The 15,346-nt window shown below is 60.1% G+C and carries 17 protein-coding genes and 1 pseudogene; 4 read left to right on the top strand and 14 right to left on the bottom strand.

The genetic code is table 11. From position 1 onward, the window contains the following. Nucleotides 1-5: 5 nt before the first annotated feature. From J3P73_RS25080 to J3P73_RS25070, 3 genes are all read left to right on the top strand, one after another. Nucleotides 6-770 carry an SDR family NAD(P)-dependent oxidoreductase gene (locus tag J3P73_RS25080; RefSeq protein WP_027688169.1) on the top strand — a complete coding sequence of 255 codons (765 nt, stop codon included), beginning with the start codon at nt 6-8 and terminating at the stop codon, nt 768-770. A gap of 74 nt (nt 771-844) precedes the next feature. Beyond that, complete coding sequence (locus tag J3P73_RS25075) at nt 845-1,600, top strand: SDR family NAD(P)-dependent oxidoreductase (protein ID WP_024319830.1); 756 nt, start codon at nt 845-847, stop codon at nt 1,598-1,600. A 129-nt stretch (nt 1,601-1,729) separates the two neighbouring features. Beyond that, a complete protein-coding gene (locus tag J3P73_RS25070) occupies nt 1,730-2,584 on the top strand; it encodes a hypothetical protein (RefSeq protein ID WP_130687388.1) in 855 nt (284 codons plus the stop codon). Between the two features lie 38 nt (nt 2,585-2,622). Here the strand turns inward: J3P73_RS25070 and J3P73_RS25065 are convergent, their stop codons facing one another. The 4 genes from J3P73_RS25065 to J3P73_RS25050 all read right to left on the bottom strand — a co-directional run bounded on the left by J3P73_RS25065 (nt 2,623) and on the right by J3P73_RS25050 (nt 6,681). Beyond that, complete coding sequence (locus J3P73_RS25065; RefSeq protein ID WP_024319828.1) at nt 2,623-3,204, bottom strand: TadE/TadG family type IV pilus assembly protein; 582 nt, start codon at nt 3,202-3,204, stop codon at nt 2,623-2,625. Between the two features lies 1 nt (nt 3,205). After that, nucleotides 3,206-3,736, bottom strand: coding sequence for a TadE/TadG family type IV pilus assembly protein (locus tag J3P73_RS25060; protein ID WP_130665719.1), 531 nt, complete (start codon nt 3,734-3,736; stop codon nt 3,206-3,208). Beyond that, nucleotides 3,733-5,094, bottom strand: a complete 1,362-nt coding sequence (locus J3P73_RS25055) for a TadE/TadG family type IV pilus assembly protein (RefSeq protein ID WP_024319826.1) — start codon at nt 5,092-5,094, stop codon at nt 3,733-3,735. The genes J3P73_RS25060 and J3P73_RS25055 overlap by 4 nt, the downstream gene beginning before the upstream one ends. A 387-nt stretch (nt 5,095-5,481) precedes the next feature. Further along, a complete protein-coding gene (locus J3P73_RS25050) occupies nt 5,482-6,681 on the bottom strand; it encodes a (R)-mandelonitrile lyase (protein WP_024319825.1) in 1,200 nt (399 codons plus the stop codon). Between the two features lie 578 nt (nt 6,682-7,259). Here J3P73_RS25050 and J3P73_RS25040 point away from each other — a divergent pair. Next, nucleotides 7,260-7,328, top strand: a pseudogene (locus J3P73_RS25040) (carbohydrate ABC transporter permease); the annotation flags it as partial. Nucleotides 7,329-7,374: 46 nt separating this feature from the next. On the opposite strand, the gene J3P73_RS25035 reads toward J3P73_RS25040, so the two are convergent. The 10 genes from J3P73_RS25035 to J3P73_RS24990 all read right to left on the bottom strand — a co-directional run bounded on the left by J3P73_RS25035 (nt 7,375) and on the right by J3P73_RS24990 (nt 15,343). After that, nucleotides 7,375-7,770 (bottom strand): hypothetical protein, encoded by a 396-nt coding sequence (locus J3P73_RS25035; protein WP_032988777.1) that lies wholly within the window; start codon nt 7,768-7,770, stop codon nt 7,375-7,377. A gap of 40 nt (nt 7,771-7,810) precedes the next feature. Then, nucleotides 7,811-8,044 (bottom strand): BrnA antitoxin family protein, encoded by a 234-nt coding sequence (locus J3P73_RS25030; RefSeq protein ID WP_018068520.1) that lies wholly within the window; start codon nt 8,042-8,044, stop codon nt 7,811-7,813. A gap of 235 nt (nt 8,045-8,279) precedes the next feature. Further along, nucleotides 8,280-9,338 carry a non-homologous end-joining DNA ligase gene (ligD, locus tag J3P73_RS25025; RefSeq protein ID WP_130673627.1) on the bottom strand — a complete coding sequence of 353 codons (1,059 nt, stop codon included), beginning with the start codon at nt 9,336-9,338 and terminating at the stop codon, nt 8,280-8,282. Between the two features lie 8 nt (nt 9,339-9,346). Then, on the bottom strand, nt 9,347-10,165 hold the full coding sequence (ku, locus tag J3P73_RS25020; RefSeq protein ID WP_130665721.1) for a non-homologous end joining protein Ku: 819 nt from the start codon (nt 10,163-10,165) through the stop codon (nt 9,347-9,349). 12 nt (nt 10,166-10,177) lie between these two features. Continuing rightward, nucleotides 10,178-11,077, bottom strand: coding sequence for a non-homologous end joining protein Ku (gene ku / locus J3P73_RS25015; protein ID WP_018068524.1), 900 nt, complete (start codon nt 11,075-11,077; stop codon nt 10,178-10,180). Between the two features lie 216 nt (nt 11,078-11,293). Further along, a complete protein-coding gene (derI, locus tag J3P73_RS25010; RefSeq protein WP_017996196.1) occupies nt 11,294-11,749 on the bottom strand; it encodes a D-erythrulose-4-phosphate isomerase in 456 nt (151 codons plus the stop codon). An 11-nt stretch (nt 11,750-11,760) separates the two neighbouring features. After that, nucleotides 11,761-12,531: a triose-phosphate isomerase gene (locus tag J3P73_RS25005; protein WP_018068525.1), complete on the bottom strand. Its 771-nt coding sequence runs from the start codon at nt 12,529-12,531 to the stop codon at nt 11,761-11,763. Further along, nucleotides 12,528-13,304, bottom strand: a complete 777-nt coding sequence (locus J3P73_RS25000; protein WP_017991649.1) for a DeoR/GlpR family DNA-binding transcription regulator — start codon at nt 13,302-13,304, stop codon at nt 12,528-12,530. Before J3P73_RS25000 ends, J3P73_RS25005 begins: the two co-directional genes overlap by 4 nt. Before the next feature lie 100 nt (nt 13,305-13,404). Further along, nucleotides 13,405-14,340, bottom strand: a complete 936-nt coding sequence (locus J3P73_RS24995) for a sugar-binding transcriptional regulator (protein WP_018480514.1) — start codon at nt 14,338-14,340, stop codon at nt 13,405-13,407. A 70-nt stretch (nt 14,341-14,410) separates the two neighbouring features. Continuing rightward, entirely contained in the window at nt 14,411-15,343 is a 933-nt protein-coding gene (locus tag J3P73_RS24990) for a sugar phosphate isomerase/epimerase family protein (protein WP_024319818.1), read from the bottom strand. Nucleotides 15,344-15,346 lie beyond the last annotated feature (3 nt).

Genomic DNA, 15,346 nt, shown 5'->3' with positions numbered 1-15,346 from the left:
CAAAGTTGTCTCACCCTCAAGCACTGGCCGGCCAGACGGTCCTCGTCACCGGGGCGTCGGGCGGGATCGGCGCAGCCATCGCCGAACGCCTGGCTGCGGAAGGAGCCCGGCCCATCATCCATTATGGGCGCGACAGGCAGCGCGCAGAAGCTTTGCTTCGCAAGCTCGGCGGAAACGGCCTGATCGTCCAGGCCGATCTCTCCCGTCCAGACGGCGCCTTCGCGCTATGGCACGAAGCACTTGCGGCGGCGGGGCGCATCCATGCCGTCGTCAACAATGCCGGCATCCGCAACGAGATCTCGATTGACGCCGATCCGTCCGATTGGCAGGCCGCCTGGCAGAAGGAGTTTCAGGTGAACTTCTTCGCGGCAGCGGACCTGTGCAAGGAAGCTCTCGTGCATTTCAGGCAGAACGGCGGCGGGCGGATCGTCAACATCGCAAGTCGCGCCGGACAGCGCGGCTACGCAGCCGACGCCATGCCATACGGCGCGACAAAGGCAGCGCTGATCAATCTCACCAAATCGATCGCGCGCAGCTTCGGGCGCGACGGCGTCGTCGCCGTCTCCATCGCGCCGGGGTGGGTGCGAACCGATATGGCCGAGAATTTCGTGGTGAGGCACGGAAAGGATGCGGCAGTTGGCGATATCCCGATCGGGGAGATGGCCGAAACGGGAGAGATCGCCGAGCTGGTGGCGTTCCTGCTTCGCCCGTCGCAGGCCTCGGTCAACGGGGCGACGTTCGACGTCAACGGCGGCAGCTACATCAGATAGAGCAATTCCAGCAAAACTGCGCAGCGGTTTTGTGTCCGGAATTGCGAAAAGCAAAGAGCTCCAAGAGGTTCGATATGAAAAGATTTGTCAATAAAGTCGCGGTCGTGACGGGCGGCGGAGGCGGCATAGGATCGGCCATCTCCAGGAGGCTGGCCGACGAAGGTGCCTTCGTGGTGGTGACGGACGCCAACATAGAGGCGGCAGGCGAAGTCGCCTCGCTGATAGGGGCCACGGGCGGATCTGCAACTGCGATCGCGGCTGATATCTCCCGGAAGCCGGAATGCGTCGACCTCGTCGCGAAGGCCTTTGCGATCAAGGGACGGTTGGATGTTCTGGTCAACAATGCGGGCATAAACCGGCGCGGAAATCTGCTGTCGCTGTCGGATGAAGACTGGCAGACGAGCTTCGCGGTCAATCTGGATTCGATGTTCCATCTCTGCCGTGCGGCCCTCCCGCACATGATCAATGCCGGTGGCGGCGCGATCGTCAACACGGCCTCGCAATGGGGGCTCTACCCCGCGCCGAACCACATCGCCTACAACACGACGAAGGCGGCAGTCGCCGCCTTCACCCAGAACCTCGCCCGCGACTATGCGCCCGACAAGGTCCGGGTCAATGCCGTCTGCCCCGGTGAAATCCATACACCGATGCTCGAAGCCGGCGTCACCCGCTCTGGTCGGACGATCGCCGATCTCGACAAACTCGTGCCTTACGGCCGTATCGGCAGGCCGGAGGAGGTGGCAGCGCTCGTTGCTTTCCTTGCATCGGACGAAGCGGCCTTCATGTGCGGCTCGCTCGTGGAAATCACCGGCGCGCAAGCTGTGGCTTGAACGGGTCGGCCGAATTCGGTGGCAGCATGCCGGACTGTCGGAGGCGCTTGATCCTGCTTTCGTTTCGGATTTCATCCGGTTACAAGGCGAGGAGGCTGCGAACATTCGACCGAACGGAAGGCATCGATCTTGAATCTCCTGCGTCGCGCACTCTTGGCGTCCATCGGGGCGTTGGTCGGCTGGAAGCAGTCATCGGCGAAGGAACCCAGCCCTCATGGTGGCGAGGAAACGGCGGTGCAAGCGGCGGCGGGATCGTCGGTAACGCCTCGGCATGTCTTATGTTTCCTCAGCAGGGAACGAAACCTCAGCGCCTTGTCCGAGGCCGCATCACAGGCGATCCGTGACTTCGCCACGGGCTTCAGCGTCGACGAGAATTACTCCCAGGCCGAGCCCGATGACCGGATGGTCCAGTCCTTCGCCGTGTGCTGGGACCGGGTCGAAGCCGATGCATGGAGCCCGGCAGACGAGGAAGCCGTCGCCGATCATCAATCGGTCCTCTATGTCCTCGGGCCGAGCGTGACGCAGGCAGAGACGGTGAAGGTTTCTATGCTGGCGCTGCGCCTCGTCGAACGCTTGATCGATGCGGGAGCGGTTGCTGTCAAGGGTGAAAGCGCCGGCATTGCCCACGGCCTCGACCGATGGAGCGAGCTGATCCGGCAAGGAGCGGAGGCGCTGAAGGCCGCCGACCCGCTGGCTCAGCAGCGGATCGGCCGACTGGCCTTTGCGAAGCGGCCGCTATCGGTTCCGGGGTACCTGGAGAGCGTCGGTTTCCATCTCGTCGGATTGCCGGAGGTCTATGTGCCTGAGACGGCTGGCAGCGAAAGACAGATCGTCGCCATCATGGATGCGGTTGCCGACGAGATCGCGCAGCGGGGCCTCGAGCCGACGCTTAGGGATCGCCGTGCAAGCCTCTCCTTCGATTCCACCTACGAACCGGATGAGTTCAAGTTCAATCCATACGGCGTTTTCAGGCTGCCCAAGTGAGCCTGGGACGTCCAGCCGATTGCGACAGCTCTCTCGGCTCAGTTGTAGGTGATCGTGTCGCCGACCCTCGGGCGATTGAAGTAATGGCGATCGAAGCTGTAGCCATTCTGCCCGGTGAAGTTTGAAAAGAACGCCGAGACCGGCGTCGTCAATGTGTACTGCACCCGGGTCAGCACGACCTGCACGCCGTCATCCTGGATCTCCGAAGGGACCTCGATTGTGCTCGCCGAGCCGGAGTTCAGTGCGGAGGTGTTGAGTGCTGCAGACCAGTTGACCGTTGCGCTGCCGCTCTTCGCGATATCGTCCACCGCAACGGTGATCGTCAGCCCTGTTGTCTCATAGGGCTGCAGGATGAAGCTGGCGCCGGAGAGAAGCTTGGCGACATCGGACTTCGTCCAGGAGCCCTGCTGTGAAATCATGTCGCCTGTGGAAGAGGCGATCTCATCTATCTTTCGGCTGACTGTCAACGCATGGCCGAGATCGACGGTGCCGAACAGGAGCATCACCAGGATCGGCAACACGAGCGCGAATTCCACGCCCGAAGCCGCCGACCGGTCGCGCATGAGATGAGGGGCGAGGGATCGGGCAAAGCGGAAAAAGGACTGGCTCCGTCTCATCATGTCAGAAAGGCTCGTTGCGGAACAGAACGGAAGATCCGAGCAGGTAGCGGCCGTCGGCAAGCTTGGCGCTCGATAGGCTGAAGAAATTCACGACGGCAGTCCATGGCAGGAACGTCTGAACCAGGACGTAGTCGCTGCCCTTGCCGATATCATAGGTCTCGGTGACCGTGAGATTGCCGCTGTCGTCGATGGGATCGGCGCTGGCGGCGGACGAGAGGTCCGAGAGCACGTTCACCTTGACCAGGAGATCGCTGGAACAGCTGAACGAGAGAAGCATGTCATTGCAAATTCTGGCCTTGAAATCGGCCTGCGTGATCTTCGAGGACGCCACCTCGCCGGTACGGATCATCCGGGAGATCTTGTGAACCGAAGCGTCCAGCGCCGAGTTGACGAAGAACATCAGCGACACTTCGATAATGCCGAAGATCATGATGAAGAGCGGCAGAGCCAGGATCGCAAATTCGATCGCAGCGACCCCTTTGCGATCGCCAAGCAGGCGGTGCAGCGATGCCAAGCGTTTCCCTGGCCTCATTGGGTCAGCCGAACGGATGCGAGATATTGGGTGAACAGCGCCGACAGGCCTGCCGTGATCTCGGCCGACGACGATGCTGATATGAACAGGCTCTTGGAAGATGCGCAATCGGAAAGCGCATAGGGAATGTAGTCGCGTCTCGTGATGCTGGACGACACGCCGCTTTGCATGGTGCCACCATAGGTGCTCTTCCAGTTGGCGCTTGCCATGGTCGAACCGACGGTCGCATTGTAGCCCCAATCCGAAGTGAGCGGCAGGTATTCGGTATAGAGAACCGCCATGGTGGCGGACTGGTTTTTGACGTAGGCGCACCAGTCCGGATTGAGAGGCGCCACCTTGTTCCAGTATGCCCCGGAAATTGCTTTGTTGTTCGACCATGTGACCTTGTCGGTCACCCATTCGCGCTGCGACTGGACGCCATCCGTCAGCAAGAGAACCAGCTTGAGCGGCGAGTTCGTGGAGGTTCCGTCCCCGCCGGTCCCGACCTTCTGCTTGAGCGTCGCAAGCGACACGTCAAAATAGGTGGCTGCCTTCGAGGTCGCGCTGGTGAGACCGTAGCTTGAGTCTGCTAGGCGTGTTCGCGCCGTGTCCGTGCTCAGCGTCGGGGCCAGGACTTCCGTGAGGGTATCGCCGAGGCTATATAATCCGACCTTGATGCGTTGATGATTGCTGTCTGAGGTGTCGATCAGGGCAAGCACGTCCTTGACGGCATCTCCGGCGACGTCGGCGCGCAGCTTTATGTTCTTGGCCGTGCTGTATTCATAGTTGTTTGCGTATGTCGTCTTGCCGATTTTGTGCGCATCGCCCGTGTGGCAGGCGAACTGGCAGCCGATGCCGGAATACATGGTCGTCTGGCCGGCCGTTGTTGCCGCCAGAAGCATCGACGGTGATGTGTCGATGACGATATAGACATTGAGATAGGAGGTGGCCGGCCCCTTGACGGCGCTTGCCACGCTGACGTCAACGGTGTCGATGTTGGCGATCTTCATCAGCGTCGTCGGAACCGTGCCGCTCGCCGTCGCCGTGATCTTATGGTTTGATGTATCGATGTCGATGTCGCCAAGCGTATAGCTGTTTTCCACTTGTGCGTGGAACCAGTCGGAAACTTTTTGCTTGAGAGCGACGGTGTCGTCGGTATCGATCTCTTTGACTGCGGCGATCAGCGCCGTGTCGAGGTCGCTCTGCATCCTCTGGCGGACATTGTAGGTACGAATGTAGTCAAAACTGGCGCCGACTGCGACGATCATCGGCACCAGGGTGAGCGCAACGACGATCGCGACATTGCCGCCCCGGTCGCTTCCGAGACCGCGGAGAGCTTTGAAGATCCGAGCAAATGAATATGAAAGACCCGAGCGCAAGAAACCACCGTCACATAAGTCATACTAATGTGCAAGAAGTATCCGAATTGCTTAAGTCTCTGTTAATTTTTGCATTTTCCGGCAGAACGCGGACTGTCGACGCATTGTTTCATGCGCATATTGTATATGTCTGCGAATTATGGATAGTCGCGGAATGACACGTCATCTCTTTCATGCCGGGGGGATCCGCATGAGTGAGTAAGCCGGAAGCGGGGATACGCACGTGGCGCATCCGCGACCTCTCCAGCGTTTTCGTTCAACAGCGTGAACTATCCAAGCGCGGAGATCATGACCGGCAGTGTGGCCGCGGCGAGGGATAGCGCTTGCAGAAAACGGCGTCGGAGAAATTCACGTGTCATCGCGTCCTCCTGGGGTGCACCTGGGTCATCAGTCGAGCAGACGGCCCTTATTGTATTCGTCGTCGGAGACCTTTTCCATCCAGGTGACCGAGTTCCCGTCCAGGGCTTCTGCGACCGCGAAATGCGTCATCCCCTCGTCCATTGAGGCGCCATGCCAGTGTCTGATATGCGGCGGGATCCAGACGACATCACCCGCGCCGACCTGTTCGACGGGGCCATTCGCCTTCTGAACCCAACCTTTCCCGGAGACGATGAAGAGCGTCTGGCCAAGCGGATGGGTATGCCATGCAGTACGGGCGCCAGCGGAAAACGACACCGTCGCGCCGCCAATCCTTGCCGGCGCATCGCCACGATAGAATCCTGACGTTTCCACTTTGCCCGTGAAGTACTGTTCCGGTGCGGATGCCTTGCCATTCCCCGCGCGTGTGATTTTAATTTCTGTCGTCACGGTCGACTCCTTTACCGTTGGTGTCTCGCGCTGATCGAAAACACGTTTCACCACTGGAACGGCGGACATGGCTCTTGGCCAACCGGCATAGAAAGCGATGTGGGTGACGATCTCGGAAACCTCTGCACGCGTCAGGCCATTGTCCATCGCGCGGTTCGCATGGAAAGGAAGCTGTTCAGGCTGCCCGATCGCCACCAGGGCCGCCATGGTCACGAGGCTGCGGTCTCGGGCAGATAGATCTGGACGCTGCCAGAGGTCGCCGAACAGGACGCGGTTGGTGAGGTCGGCAAGCGCCGACGCCGTCGATGCGACATTGGTGTCCACGGTCGCCGCACGCGCCGCCTCGGCCGCAGCGTCAAAGTCGATCCGGGCGGCATCGCTGTTCGAAACGGTGCCGATCCCGCGCTCTTCGAATACCTTCTTCGTCTCGGTGACAGCAGACATGGCATTGGGCCAGCCGGTATAGAAGGCAAGCTGCGTGATCAGTTCGCCGATCTCTTCAGGCTTCACGCCGTTGTCGAGTGCCCGGCGGACATGGCTTCCGGTCTGCGCGGCCTTGCCGGTTGCCACCAGGGTGGCAACGGTCACGAGGCTGCGGTCACGAGGCGAAAGTTCCTGACGTTCCCAGACCTCACCGAACAGCACGTCGTCGGTGAAATGCCCAAGACCCGGCGCGGTCTCGTAGACGGCCGGAGGGGCAACGCGCGCGCGCCTGTCTTCGGCTTCGGCGCCCGCTGCTGCCAGTGTGGACATTGCGATGGTGGCTGCGATCTTCTTCATGAATTTGTCTCCGTCGAAGGTTTAATCAGACACATAAGCTTTAAGGCTCGCCGGAGCGGCCAACCGCCCCTACCGTCGAAGCAGCGTCTTGATGGCCCGGCGTTCGTCCATGGCGCGGTAGCCCTCCGCCACGTCCGCAAGTGGGCACACAAGGGGAGCCTATGCTGATCCCTCAGCAGTCCGGGTCGTAGCCGCGCCGGGAAGCTGACGCCTGACTGACGGTCTTGCGTCTCGATCTATTATTGCTGCGTCCTCGCTCTGTGCCGGAGGAAATATACTGCCCTACCATTGATCGGATTAGATGGGATGTTTGGCATGAACCTATGACAGTCATTCATGAATGCGCTTTTCATGTTCGCGCGCGCGCCAACCGTGTCACGCATTGATGAATGAGAATGATGAGATGCGATGAGAGGCACCTGATTGGGTTGGTTTTCGCCCAACGTTTGTCTTCGACGCCTTTACCAGCCGGCGTCGCTCCGCCTCAGCTTCCTTACGCCGATGACCCATAATTCCTGCGAGAGCTGCAATCGTGTCCGCCTCACCTGAACGGCCACGCTCTACATATGCCTCGGGCAGTGGTCATGTTCTACTCGTTCTTCGTGGACTACTACGTCTCCTCGATGACCGGCGCAGTGAAGGAGTGAAGTCTACCGCAGGCACGCCGTTGCTTCCTGCAGCGGAGCCTTCCCATCATGTATCGACACCTCGTCTTGCCGAGATCGAATAATTGTAAATTGCCGCGTAGCTCGTCGATACGAGCAGCGGAAATGCGATGGTCTTGAGTATTTCCGGCGTGCCGGTCGCCGCATGGATTGCCACGAGAATGCTGGCTGAGCCGATACAGGCAATGAGAGGCGGCGCCCAAAATCGCACAGATCCGACGAAGCGCTTTGAAAGCCAGTCGATGACGGATTTCAGGAAAAGCGTCAGGCAGGCGGATATCGTACCCTGCACAAGGCCGGCATAGAGTGGCAATGGCATGGCGTGCGCGCGATTGGCGAAAACCGCCCAGCTGCCCATTGCCAAAAAGGCGAAGAGAACATGTACGCCGCCGCTGCGGAGTAGCCGGTGCAGTGCATTCGGCATCACAGCGACCACCCGTGGCGTACAAGATGGTGCAATAGGGTCAGAGGCCGTTCTTCATCGCAGCGCGCAACGTATCGTTGATACGATCCTGCCAGCCAGCGCCATTTTCCTGGAAAAAGGCAAGCACATCACTGTCGATCTTGAGCGAAACAAGCTCCTTGACATTCGGCAGTGCCGGCCGCTCAACGGCTTGTTCCGGCTTCTTCTTCGCGGGTTTGAACAATGCTTCGGCAGCATCCAGTGGATTGACAGGTCTGCGGGGCGGGTTTGCCATGGTTGTCACTTTCTATTGTCTATCGGAGCGACATATGAGCGGCATACGTGATGTCGGCCGCTTCGTCGACTATTTATCTTGTTTTGCGAGAAGGCGATTTAGCCGAACTGCTTGATCGCCAGCGTGCCGGGCCGCAGGTCGTCGTATGGAACGATGTCGGGTCTTGGCTCCATCGTCAGCATCGTGAAGGCTTGGCGGCGGCGGCGCATCAAAGCGGAAGGCTGATGGTGGTTCCTCAATCGCCCATGAAGCCAGTCATATCGAAGACAGCGGCGTTATCTTGAACCTCGCGCAGCCCCTTGTAGGACGCATGGCGGAGATTGCCGTCATCGGTCCAGCCGCGAAACTCGATCTCGGCAATCAGCGTCGGCTGCACGAAGACGAGGCGCTTGCCCTTCAACGGAGTAACCGGCCGGCTCGTCTTCAACCGATCGAGCGTCTTTTTTAGCTGCTCCGCATCCCTGGCACTGAAACCAGTCCCGACCGACCCCACGTAAACCCAGTCGAAACCTTGTCTGCCGGCCACAAGCAGGCTGCCGATGCCGCCGCGGGCGGATGCCGACTGCTCGTAGCCGACGATCATGAAGCTTTCGCTCTGGACGCACTTGATCTTCAGCCAGTCGCCCGTGCGGCCGCTGCGGTAGGGCCGGTCGCGATGCTTGGCGATGATGCCTTCCAGATGACGATGGCAGGCGTGCTCGAGGAGATCTTCGGCCGGCAGGTCTATTTCTTCGGAAATGCTGATCGTGCCATTGCCGCCTTCCGGTATCAGGTCTTCAAGAAGGTGCCGTCGCACGTCAAGCTCGGTGCCAGTGAGATCGTGACCGTCGAGATAGAGAAGGTCGAAGGCGACGAGGATCGACTCTATCGACACTCGCTTGCCGCCCCGCCCGCCAAGCGAACGCTGCAGGGCGCCAAAATCCGATCGGCCCTGCGCGTCAAGAACGACCGCCTCGCCATCGAGGATGGCTGTCGTTACCCCAAGCGCTTTTGCTGCAGCGGCGATGGTGGGGAAGCGATGGGTCCAATCATGGCCGCCGCGAGTGGTGACCCGCACGCCCTTCGGCTCAACATGGATTGCCAATCGATAGCCATCCAACTTGACCTCATAGAGCCAATCCGACCCCACAGGCACGGTCGGCTTCAGCAGCGCAAGGCAGGGCTCGACGCGCAACGGCATTGGATCGAAGGGCAGGCTTGGCTGGTCGGGATCGCGCTTGCGGATCGGACGAGACTGCAGCGTTGCGTGGGACTCGTCGAGCAAAGGCAGAATGGGGCGGCGCGGGCGCGTCATGATTGGGTTTAACGCCTCCCCGGGCGGTTTTCCGCTTCGACCGACTTGCGCAGGGCATCCATGATATTGATGACATTGCTCGGTGCCGGTTGTTGTTTTTCCCCAGCCTTGGGCTTTGCCCTGCTCGGCTTTTTCATCTGCTTCTTCTTCGCGTCGATGATATCGAGGAGCTTGTCCTGAACGGGATCGGAGACCATCGTCGGGCTCCAGTGTTGCGTCTGCTTTTTGATGAGCTGCTGGACGAGCGGCATCATCTCGCTGTCGGCAGCCTCGTCATCGACCCTCTCGAAATAGGTGTCGGCGTTGCGCACCTCATCACCATATCGCAGCGTCCAGAGCACGATGCCCTTGCCGCGTGGCTCCAGCATGACGGCGCGTTCCCGCCTTGAGATCACGAGTCTTGATATGCCGACCATATTCTCGGCGGCCATGGCGTCGCGGATGACGGAAAACGCTTCCTGGCCGACCGGATCGTCCGGAGAAAGATAGTAGGGCGTATCGAGCCAGATCCAGTCGACGCCATCCCGCGGTGCGAAAACTTCGATGTCGATTGTCTTGGTACTGTCGAGTGCAACGTTTTCGAGTTCCTCATCTTCCAGAATGACATACCCGTTCTCCCCGCGCTGATAACCCTTCACCTCGTCCTCGTCCTTCACCTCCTTGCCGGTGACGGAATCGACATAATGGCTGACGACGCGGTTCTGCGTCTCTCGGTTCAAGGTGTGGAAGCGGACCTTCTCATTTTCCGACGTCGCCGGCATCATCTGAACAGGGCAGGTGACGAGCGACAGCTTGAGGTAGCCTTTCCAGTGGGGACGAAGGGCCATGGAATCCTCCAATCAGCTGGCGCGGCGGTGTTGAGCGCCACCGGTGCCACGCGATTTCGCCGACGTCGCACGCGCTGCCGTCTGGCGCCCCTTTCCGGCATTGGCGTTAACCGCTGAGCGCTTGGTCTTGGCGGACGCGGACATTCCGGCACTTTCACGCAGCGCCTGAAGGAGGTCGCCGGGCTTGGATGCCGGGGGCGTCTTCTTCTTCGGCAGCGTCCGGCCCTCAATCTTAGCCTTCACAAGCTCTGCCACCGCCGCCTCATAGCGGTCGTCAAACTGCTTGGGATCAAATTGGCCCTTTTTCGTGTTGATGATGTGTTTGGCGAGCTCCAGCATCTCACCTTCGATCTTGAGGTCCGGCATTTCCTCGAAAGCCTTTTGCGACGAACGGACCTCATAGTCATAGTTCAAGGTGGAACCAACCAGGCCGTTGCCGTGCGGCCGAATGAGAACGGTGCGCAGACGCCGGAACAAGACCGTGCGAGCAATTGCAGCAACCCTGGCCTTTTTCATGCCGTCGCGCAGCAGCTTGTAGGCGTCGCCGCCTATCTTGTCAGGAGCAAGGTAGTAGGGCTTGTCGAAATAGACATCATCGACTTCCTCGCAGGGAATGAACGCTTCGACCGTAAGTGTCTTGTCGCTGTTTGGAATGGCTGCCGCGACTTCGTCGGGTTCGAGGACGACATATCGCCCGTCCTCGATCTCAAAGCCTTTGACCTGATCCTCACGCTCGACGGGATTGCCGGTTTGGCTGTCGACGAACTCGCGCCGAACACGATTGCCGGTCTTTCGGTTCAGAGTGTTGAAGGCGATCCGTTCGGAGGAGGATGCCGCGGTGTAGAGCGCGACAGGAAACGCGACTTCTCCAAACTTGATGTAGCCTTTCCAATTCGCCCGCGGGGCAACCATCTACGCGACTCCCTCACACAACCAACGCGATTCAACTGAATCACCTGGCAAATTGTTCCGAGTCGAAACGAATCTAAATTCAAGGACTTAACACGTAGAGATCTCCCGTATTCCGAGTCTGGAGATGTTATTGTTTCGATGACTCTTTTTGTCGCAACGTGCGTTTGAACGAGGCGGCAACCACCAAGATATATCCGACTTCACCGCCAGCATTCTTCAACGGGCGCTGTACTTCGCGTCGAGATCATCCATGGCCTTGACGTTACCGGCAGAGCGGCCGTTCTCGTCGAAGGTCTGGGCAAGAAACGCATCAGCGATCGACTTTGCAAGCTCGGTTCCGATGACGCGGGCTCCCATGGTGATGATCTGCGCATTGTTGGAAAGCGCGGCACGCTCGGCAGAATAGGTGTCGTGCGTCAGGGCGGCGCGGATGCCCGGAACCTTGTTGGCCGAGATGCAGACGCCGATGCCGGTGCCGCAAACAAGGATCGCCTTGTCGTAGGTGCCGTCGATGACGCCTGAGGCGACGCGGTCCGAGAGGTTAGCGTAGAAAGGATCGGCGCCGGCGCTGGTGCGCGAGACTTCGTAGACGTCGAAGCGCTCCTTCAGATGGTCTGCCAGGATCTTGGCGAGGCCTTCGCCGGCGCTGTCTCCTGCAATGGCAAGCTTCATGGTCTTTCTCCTCAGAGTTTGGCGGCGCATTTGGCCAGGATGTCGAGGTAACCTTCGACGTTCCAGGCCGAACGGCCGATGAAGAGCCCGTCGATATGCGGGCTCAAGATCAGTTCTTCGCAGTTCTGGGGGTTGACCGACCCGCCGTAAAGGCAGGGGATCGTCCGGCCCAGCACAGCTTCAGCAACGGCGATGATTTCAGACTGGCGGGCATCCGCATAATCTGCGGTCGCCGGGATGCCCTTCTCGCCGATCGCCCAGACCGGCTCGTAGGCCAGCAGGATTTCGGCACCCTTTTGGGCGCCCGAAAGCTTCGAAAGCGCGCCGCGCACCTGGGTCGCGAGGATATCGGCGGCCTTTCCGCTTTCGCGGTCGGAAAGCGTCTCGCCAATGCAGATCAGCGGAACGAGACCGTGGCGAACGGCCGCTTCGGTCTTCAGACCCACAGTCTCGTCGGTCTCTCCAAAATGTTCGCGCCGTTCGGAATGACCGAGCTCGACGAGATCGAGATTGCAGTCCTTCAGCATTACCGGCGAGACTTCGCCGGTCCAGGCACCCTGGTCGGCCCAATGCATATTCTGGGCGCCGACCTTCACCGAGGTCGTGGCAAGCATCGCCTTGACCTCGCGCACGGCGGTGAAAGACGGAATGACGAAGCGCTGGATATGCGGGTCGCGCGCGGCGTCGGCAGCTTCGAGACCGCGGGCGAAATGTTCGGCTTCAGCAAGCGTCTTGTTCATCTTCCAACTGGTGCCAATCCAGAAGCGCGGCTTTTCGGTCATGTCGGATCCTGCGTTGATGCGATGGTGAGCGTAATGCCCGCCTGCTCGAATTCTTCCAGGACAGCAGCATCCGGTGCGCTGTCGGTGATAATCGCGTCGAAATCGGCCAGATCCGCCATGACATGCAGGGCGGTGTGGCCGATGCGCTGATGGTTGACCAGAAGGCAGGTCCTGGTCGACGACGCAATCATCGCCCGCTTGGCGCGCACGACGTTGTCGTCCATATGATAGGCGCGCCCACCGCTGACGGCAGGCGTTGAAATGAAGGCGATGTCGGCCCTCAGCCGCGACAGTGCCTCCTCGGTGACGACGCCGAGATAGGCGTTGAATTTCGCCGAATAGATGCCGCCAAGCGCGATCAGCGTGATGCCGGTTTCGCCTTTCAGCCGCTCCATGATCGCCGCATTGTTGGTGATCAACGTCAGCGGCCGCTTCTGCAGCAGCATTTCCCCGAGCACGGCCGCCATTGAGCCGTCATTTACCATCACCGTCATCCCCGGCTCGACCAGTTCCAGCGCGGTCTCAGCCATAGCCAGCTTGGCTTCGCTGCCTTGGCGCTCGCGAATGCGGAAATCGCTTTCGAACTGCGTTCCGGCATCAATGGTCGCGCCGCCGCGAACCTTGCGCAGGACGCCCGCCTGCTCGAGATCGTCGAGATCGCGATGGATCGTCATCTTTGACACGGTGAAGCGATCGGCAAGGTCGTCGAGATCGACGGTCTTGTTTTCGACGAGCAGGTTGACGATCAACTGCTGCCGCTCTTCTCGCCTCATCCCGCTCTCCCACCCTCGTTGATGTTAAGATAACGGAGTATGCGTGATAATCAACATTTATTGTGTTATTTTGCGATAAAATGTTGTTGTCTTCCCATAGCTACTTCAGCAGCGCCTGCGCAGTTCGCTCATCGGTGATCAGCCCGAAAAGACGGCGGCTATTCAGAATTGCCCGGATGGCCGCCACTTTCGACTGTCCGCCCGCCAGCGCCACAAGCCGCTCTTTCTTGGTCTTAGGGAAAGACGCAGAGAGCGTGCGCGCCGTCAGCGCGGTGTCGAGGATGTGGCCGTCGGCGTCGAAAAAATGTCCGAGGATTTCGCCGACGCCGCCAGCTGCGGCAATGTCGTCGATTTCACCGGGTTCGACCATGCCGGACAAAACAAGCTGCGCCTCGGCATCGACAGTTCCCAGGCCGACGAGCTTCAGGTCAGCATTATTGGCAAGATCGAAGACCTCCTTGACGGCACGCTGCGCCTTCAGCACTTCGCGGTCCTCGCCGGTATTGGCGAAAAAGGGAACCGGCATCACATAGGCGTGGGCGCCGGTCTTTTCGGCGATGCGATGCATCACGTCATAAGGATTGGCGCCATAGTTTCGTGTCAACCCGCCAAGCAACGAGACGAAGCGCAGGTTCTTCGCGCTCACCCTCGGCATATATTGGACGGCGGCGGAAAGCGTGCGGCCATGACCAAGGCCGATGACTGTGTTGTCGCCGCGCTCGATCTCGCGCTTGAGATAGCCGGCGCCGGCATGACCGAGTGCGCGCAGCGGCAAGCCTTCCTCGCCGAGATCGGGGGCGACCTCGCAATATTGAAGCCCGAACCGTTCCGAAAGCCGCATCTCCAGCTCGACGCATTCGACGATATCCCCGTCGATGGTGACTTTGACGACACCATCGGCAACCGCTCTTGCGATCAGGCGATGGGCCTTTACCGACGGCACGCCGAGGCGGCGAGCAACGTCGGACTGCGTCAGGCCACCGGCATAGTGAAGCCAGGCAGCACGCACGGCAAGCGTATCATCGGCGTCCGTCATCACGGCTCCTTTTCGAAGGTCATGCGGCGATTCCGCCGTATCGCAGTGCTGCCTTTTAAAGATCTCCGCCTCAGATGTTCAAGTCAGTGACGCCGGTGTCGATATGCGGCGCCCAGAAGGCGACGCTTTCGGCGATCTGCGGGATGACCTGGCGATCGTTCGGCTCGCGTTCCTTGAAGGAGAGTTCCAGGCAGATTTCATTGTCCTTCGCCCCACCTTCGGCCAGTGCCTGGAGCAGAGGTGCCGGCTGGATGCGGCCCTTGGTGTTGAATTCGGCGGTAAAGGGCCGGTGCCCGCCCTTGTCCATCAGGCTCTGTTTGATGTGGATGATCGGCGATACCGGCGGGACGGCGCGCGCCCAGGCATAGGGGTCGTAGTCATCGGGATCGGCGGAGGTGATGTCGCCATGATCGATATCCGCCATCATCCACATCGGAATGGCCATTCCGGCGGCCGTCAACCGCTCCTGCAGCGACAGGCAAGCGCCGATCGTCTCGCCGAACTCGCGGCCGATGCTCATCGGCTCCCAGAACATGTAGGAGAGGCCTGCGGCGCGCGCGTGCTCGGCGACATCAGCCCAACAATCGATGGCGATCTTGATCAACTCCTCGCGTCTGGCCGGATCGTCGAAGTCCTTGTAAGTGAAGATCGCAAATTGCGTTCCGACCGCGTGGCCGCCGAGATCGGCAGTGATGTCGGCAAAGGTCTTGAACCAGTCGACGTAGTAGCGGCGGACATCGGCATCCGGATGTCCGAAATGGTTGAGGCGCCCGTAGGGGCCTGTCATGCCCGAGGTGACACGTACGCCGGTGCGCTTCAGCGCAGCGCTCATCGTGCGCGTCAGGCGGCTGATCACGGGCGCCTGCCAGCTCGGATTGATAAATTCGTGGGTCAGTTGGAGGTCGCGGATCCGCAGGTCACGCGCAACCGTGTCGATCAGATCGTCTGGGTCGGCGAAGCGGTTCACCAGCGGATTGGTATTGAGCGAAAGGGTCAGCGGCATGGC

The organism is Rhizobium ruizarguesonis (assembly GCF_017357285.1).
Taxonomy (GTDB): Bacteria; Pseudomonadota; Alphaproteobacteria; order Rhizobiales; family Rhizobiaceae; genus Rhizobium; species Rhizobium ruizarguesonis.
Note: the sequence above shows the minus strand (reverse complement) of the source record. Positions and strands in the feature narration are given on the sequence as shown.

Excerpts from the sequence above, each read along its gene's own strand:
- J3P73_RS25075 (WP_024319830.1), top strand. The coding sequence starts at position 845 with ATGAAAAGATTTGTCAATAAAGTCGCGGTCGTGACGGGCGGCGGAGGC.
- J3P73_RS25065 (WP_024319828.1), bottom strand. The coding sequence starts at position 3,204 with ATGATGAGACGGAGCCAGTCCTTTTTCCGCTTTGCCCGATCCCTCGCC.
- J3P73_RS25060 (WP_130665719.1), bottom strand. The coding sequence starts at position 3,736 with ATGAGGCCAGGGAAACGCTTGGCATCGCTGCACCGCCTGCTTGGCGAT.
- J3P73_RS25050 (WP_024319825.1), bottom strand. The coding sequence starts at position 6,681 with ATGAAGAAGATCGCAGCCACCATCGCAATGTCCACACTGGCAGCAGCG.
- J3P73_RS25035 (WP_032988777.1), bottom strand. The coding sequence starts at position 7,770 with ATGCCGAATGCACTGCACCGGCTACTCCGCAGCGGCGGCGTACATGTT.
- J3P73_RS25030 (WP_018068520.1), bottom strand. The coding sequence starts at position 8,044 with ATGGCAAACCCGCCCCGCAGACCTGTCAATCCACTGGATGCTGCCGAA.
- ligD (WP_130673627.1), bottom strand. The coding sequence starts at position 9,338 with ATGACGCGCCCGCGCCGCCCCATTCTGCCTTTGCTCGACGAGTCCCAC.
- ku (WP_130665721.1), bottom strand. The coding sequence starts at position 10,165 with ATGGCCCTTCGTCCCCACTGGAAAGGCTACCTCAAGCTGTCGCTCGTC.
- ku (WP_018068524.1), bottom strand. The coding sequence starts at position 11,077 with ATGGTTGCCCCGCGGGCGAATTGGAAAGGCTACATCAAGTTTGGAGAA.
- derI (WP_017996196.1), bottom strand. The coding sequence starts at position 11,749 with ATGAAGCTTGCCATTGCAGGAGACAGCGCCGGCGAAGGCCTCGCCAAG.
- J3P73_RS25005 (WP_018068525.1), bottom strand. The coding sequence starts at position 12,531 with ATGACCGAAAAGCCGCGCTTCTGGATTGGCACCAGTTGGAAGATGAAC.
- J3P73_RS25000 (WP_017991649.1), bottom strand. The coding sequence starts at position 13,304 with ATGAGGCGAGAAGAGCGGCAGCAGTTGATCGTCAACCTGCTCGTCGAA.
- J3P73_RS24995 (WP_018480514.1), bottom strand. The coding sequence starts at position 14,340 with ATGACGGACGCCGATGATACGCTTGCCGTGCGTGCTGCCTGGCTTCAC.
- J3P73_RS24990 (WP_024319818.1), bottom strand. The coding sequence starts at position 15,343 with ATGCCGCTGACCCTTTCGCTCAATACCAATCCGCTGGTGAACCGCTTC.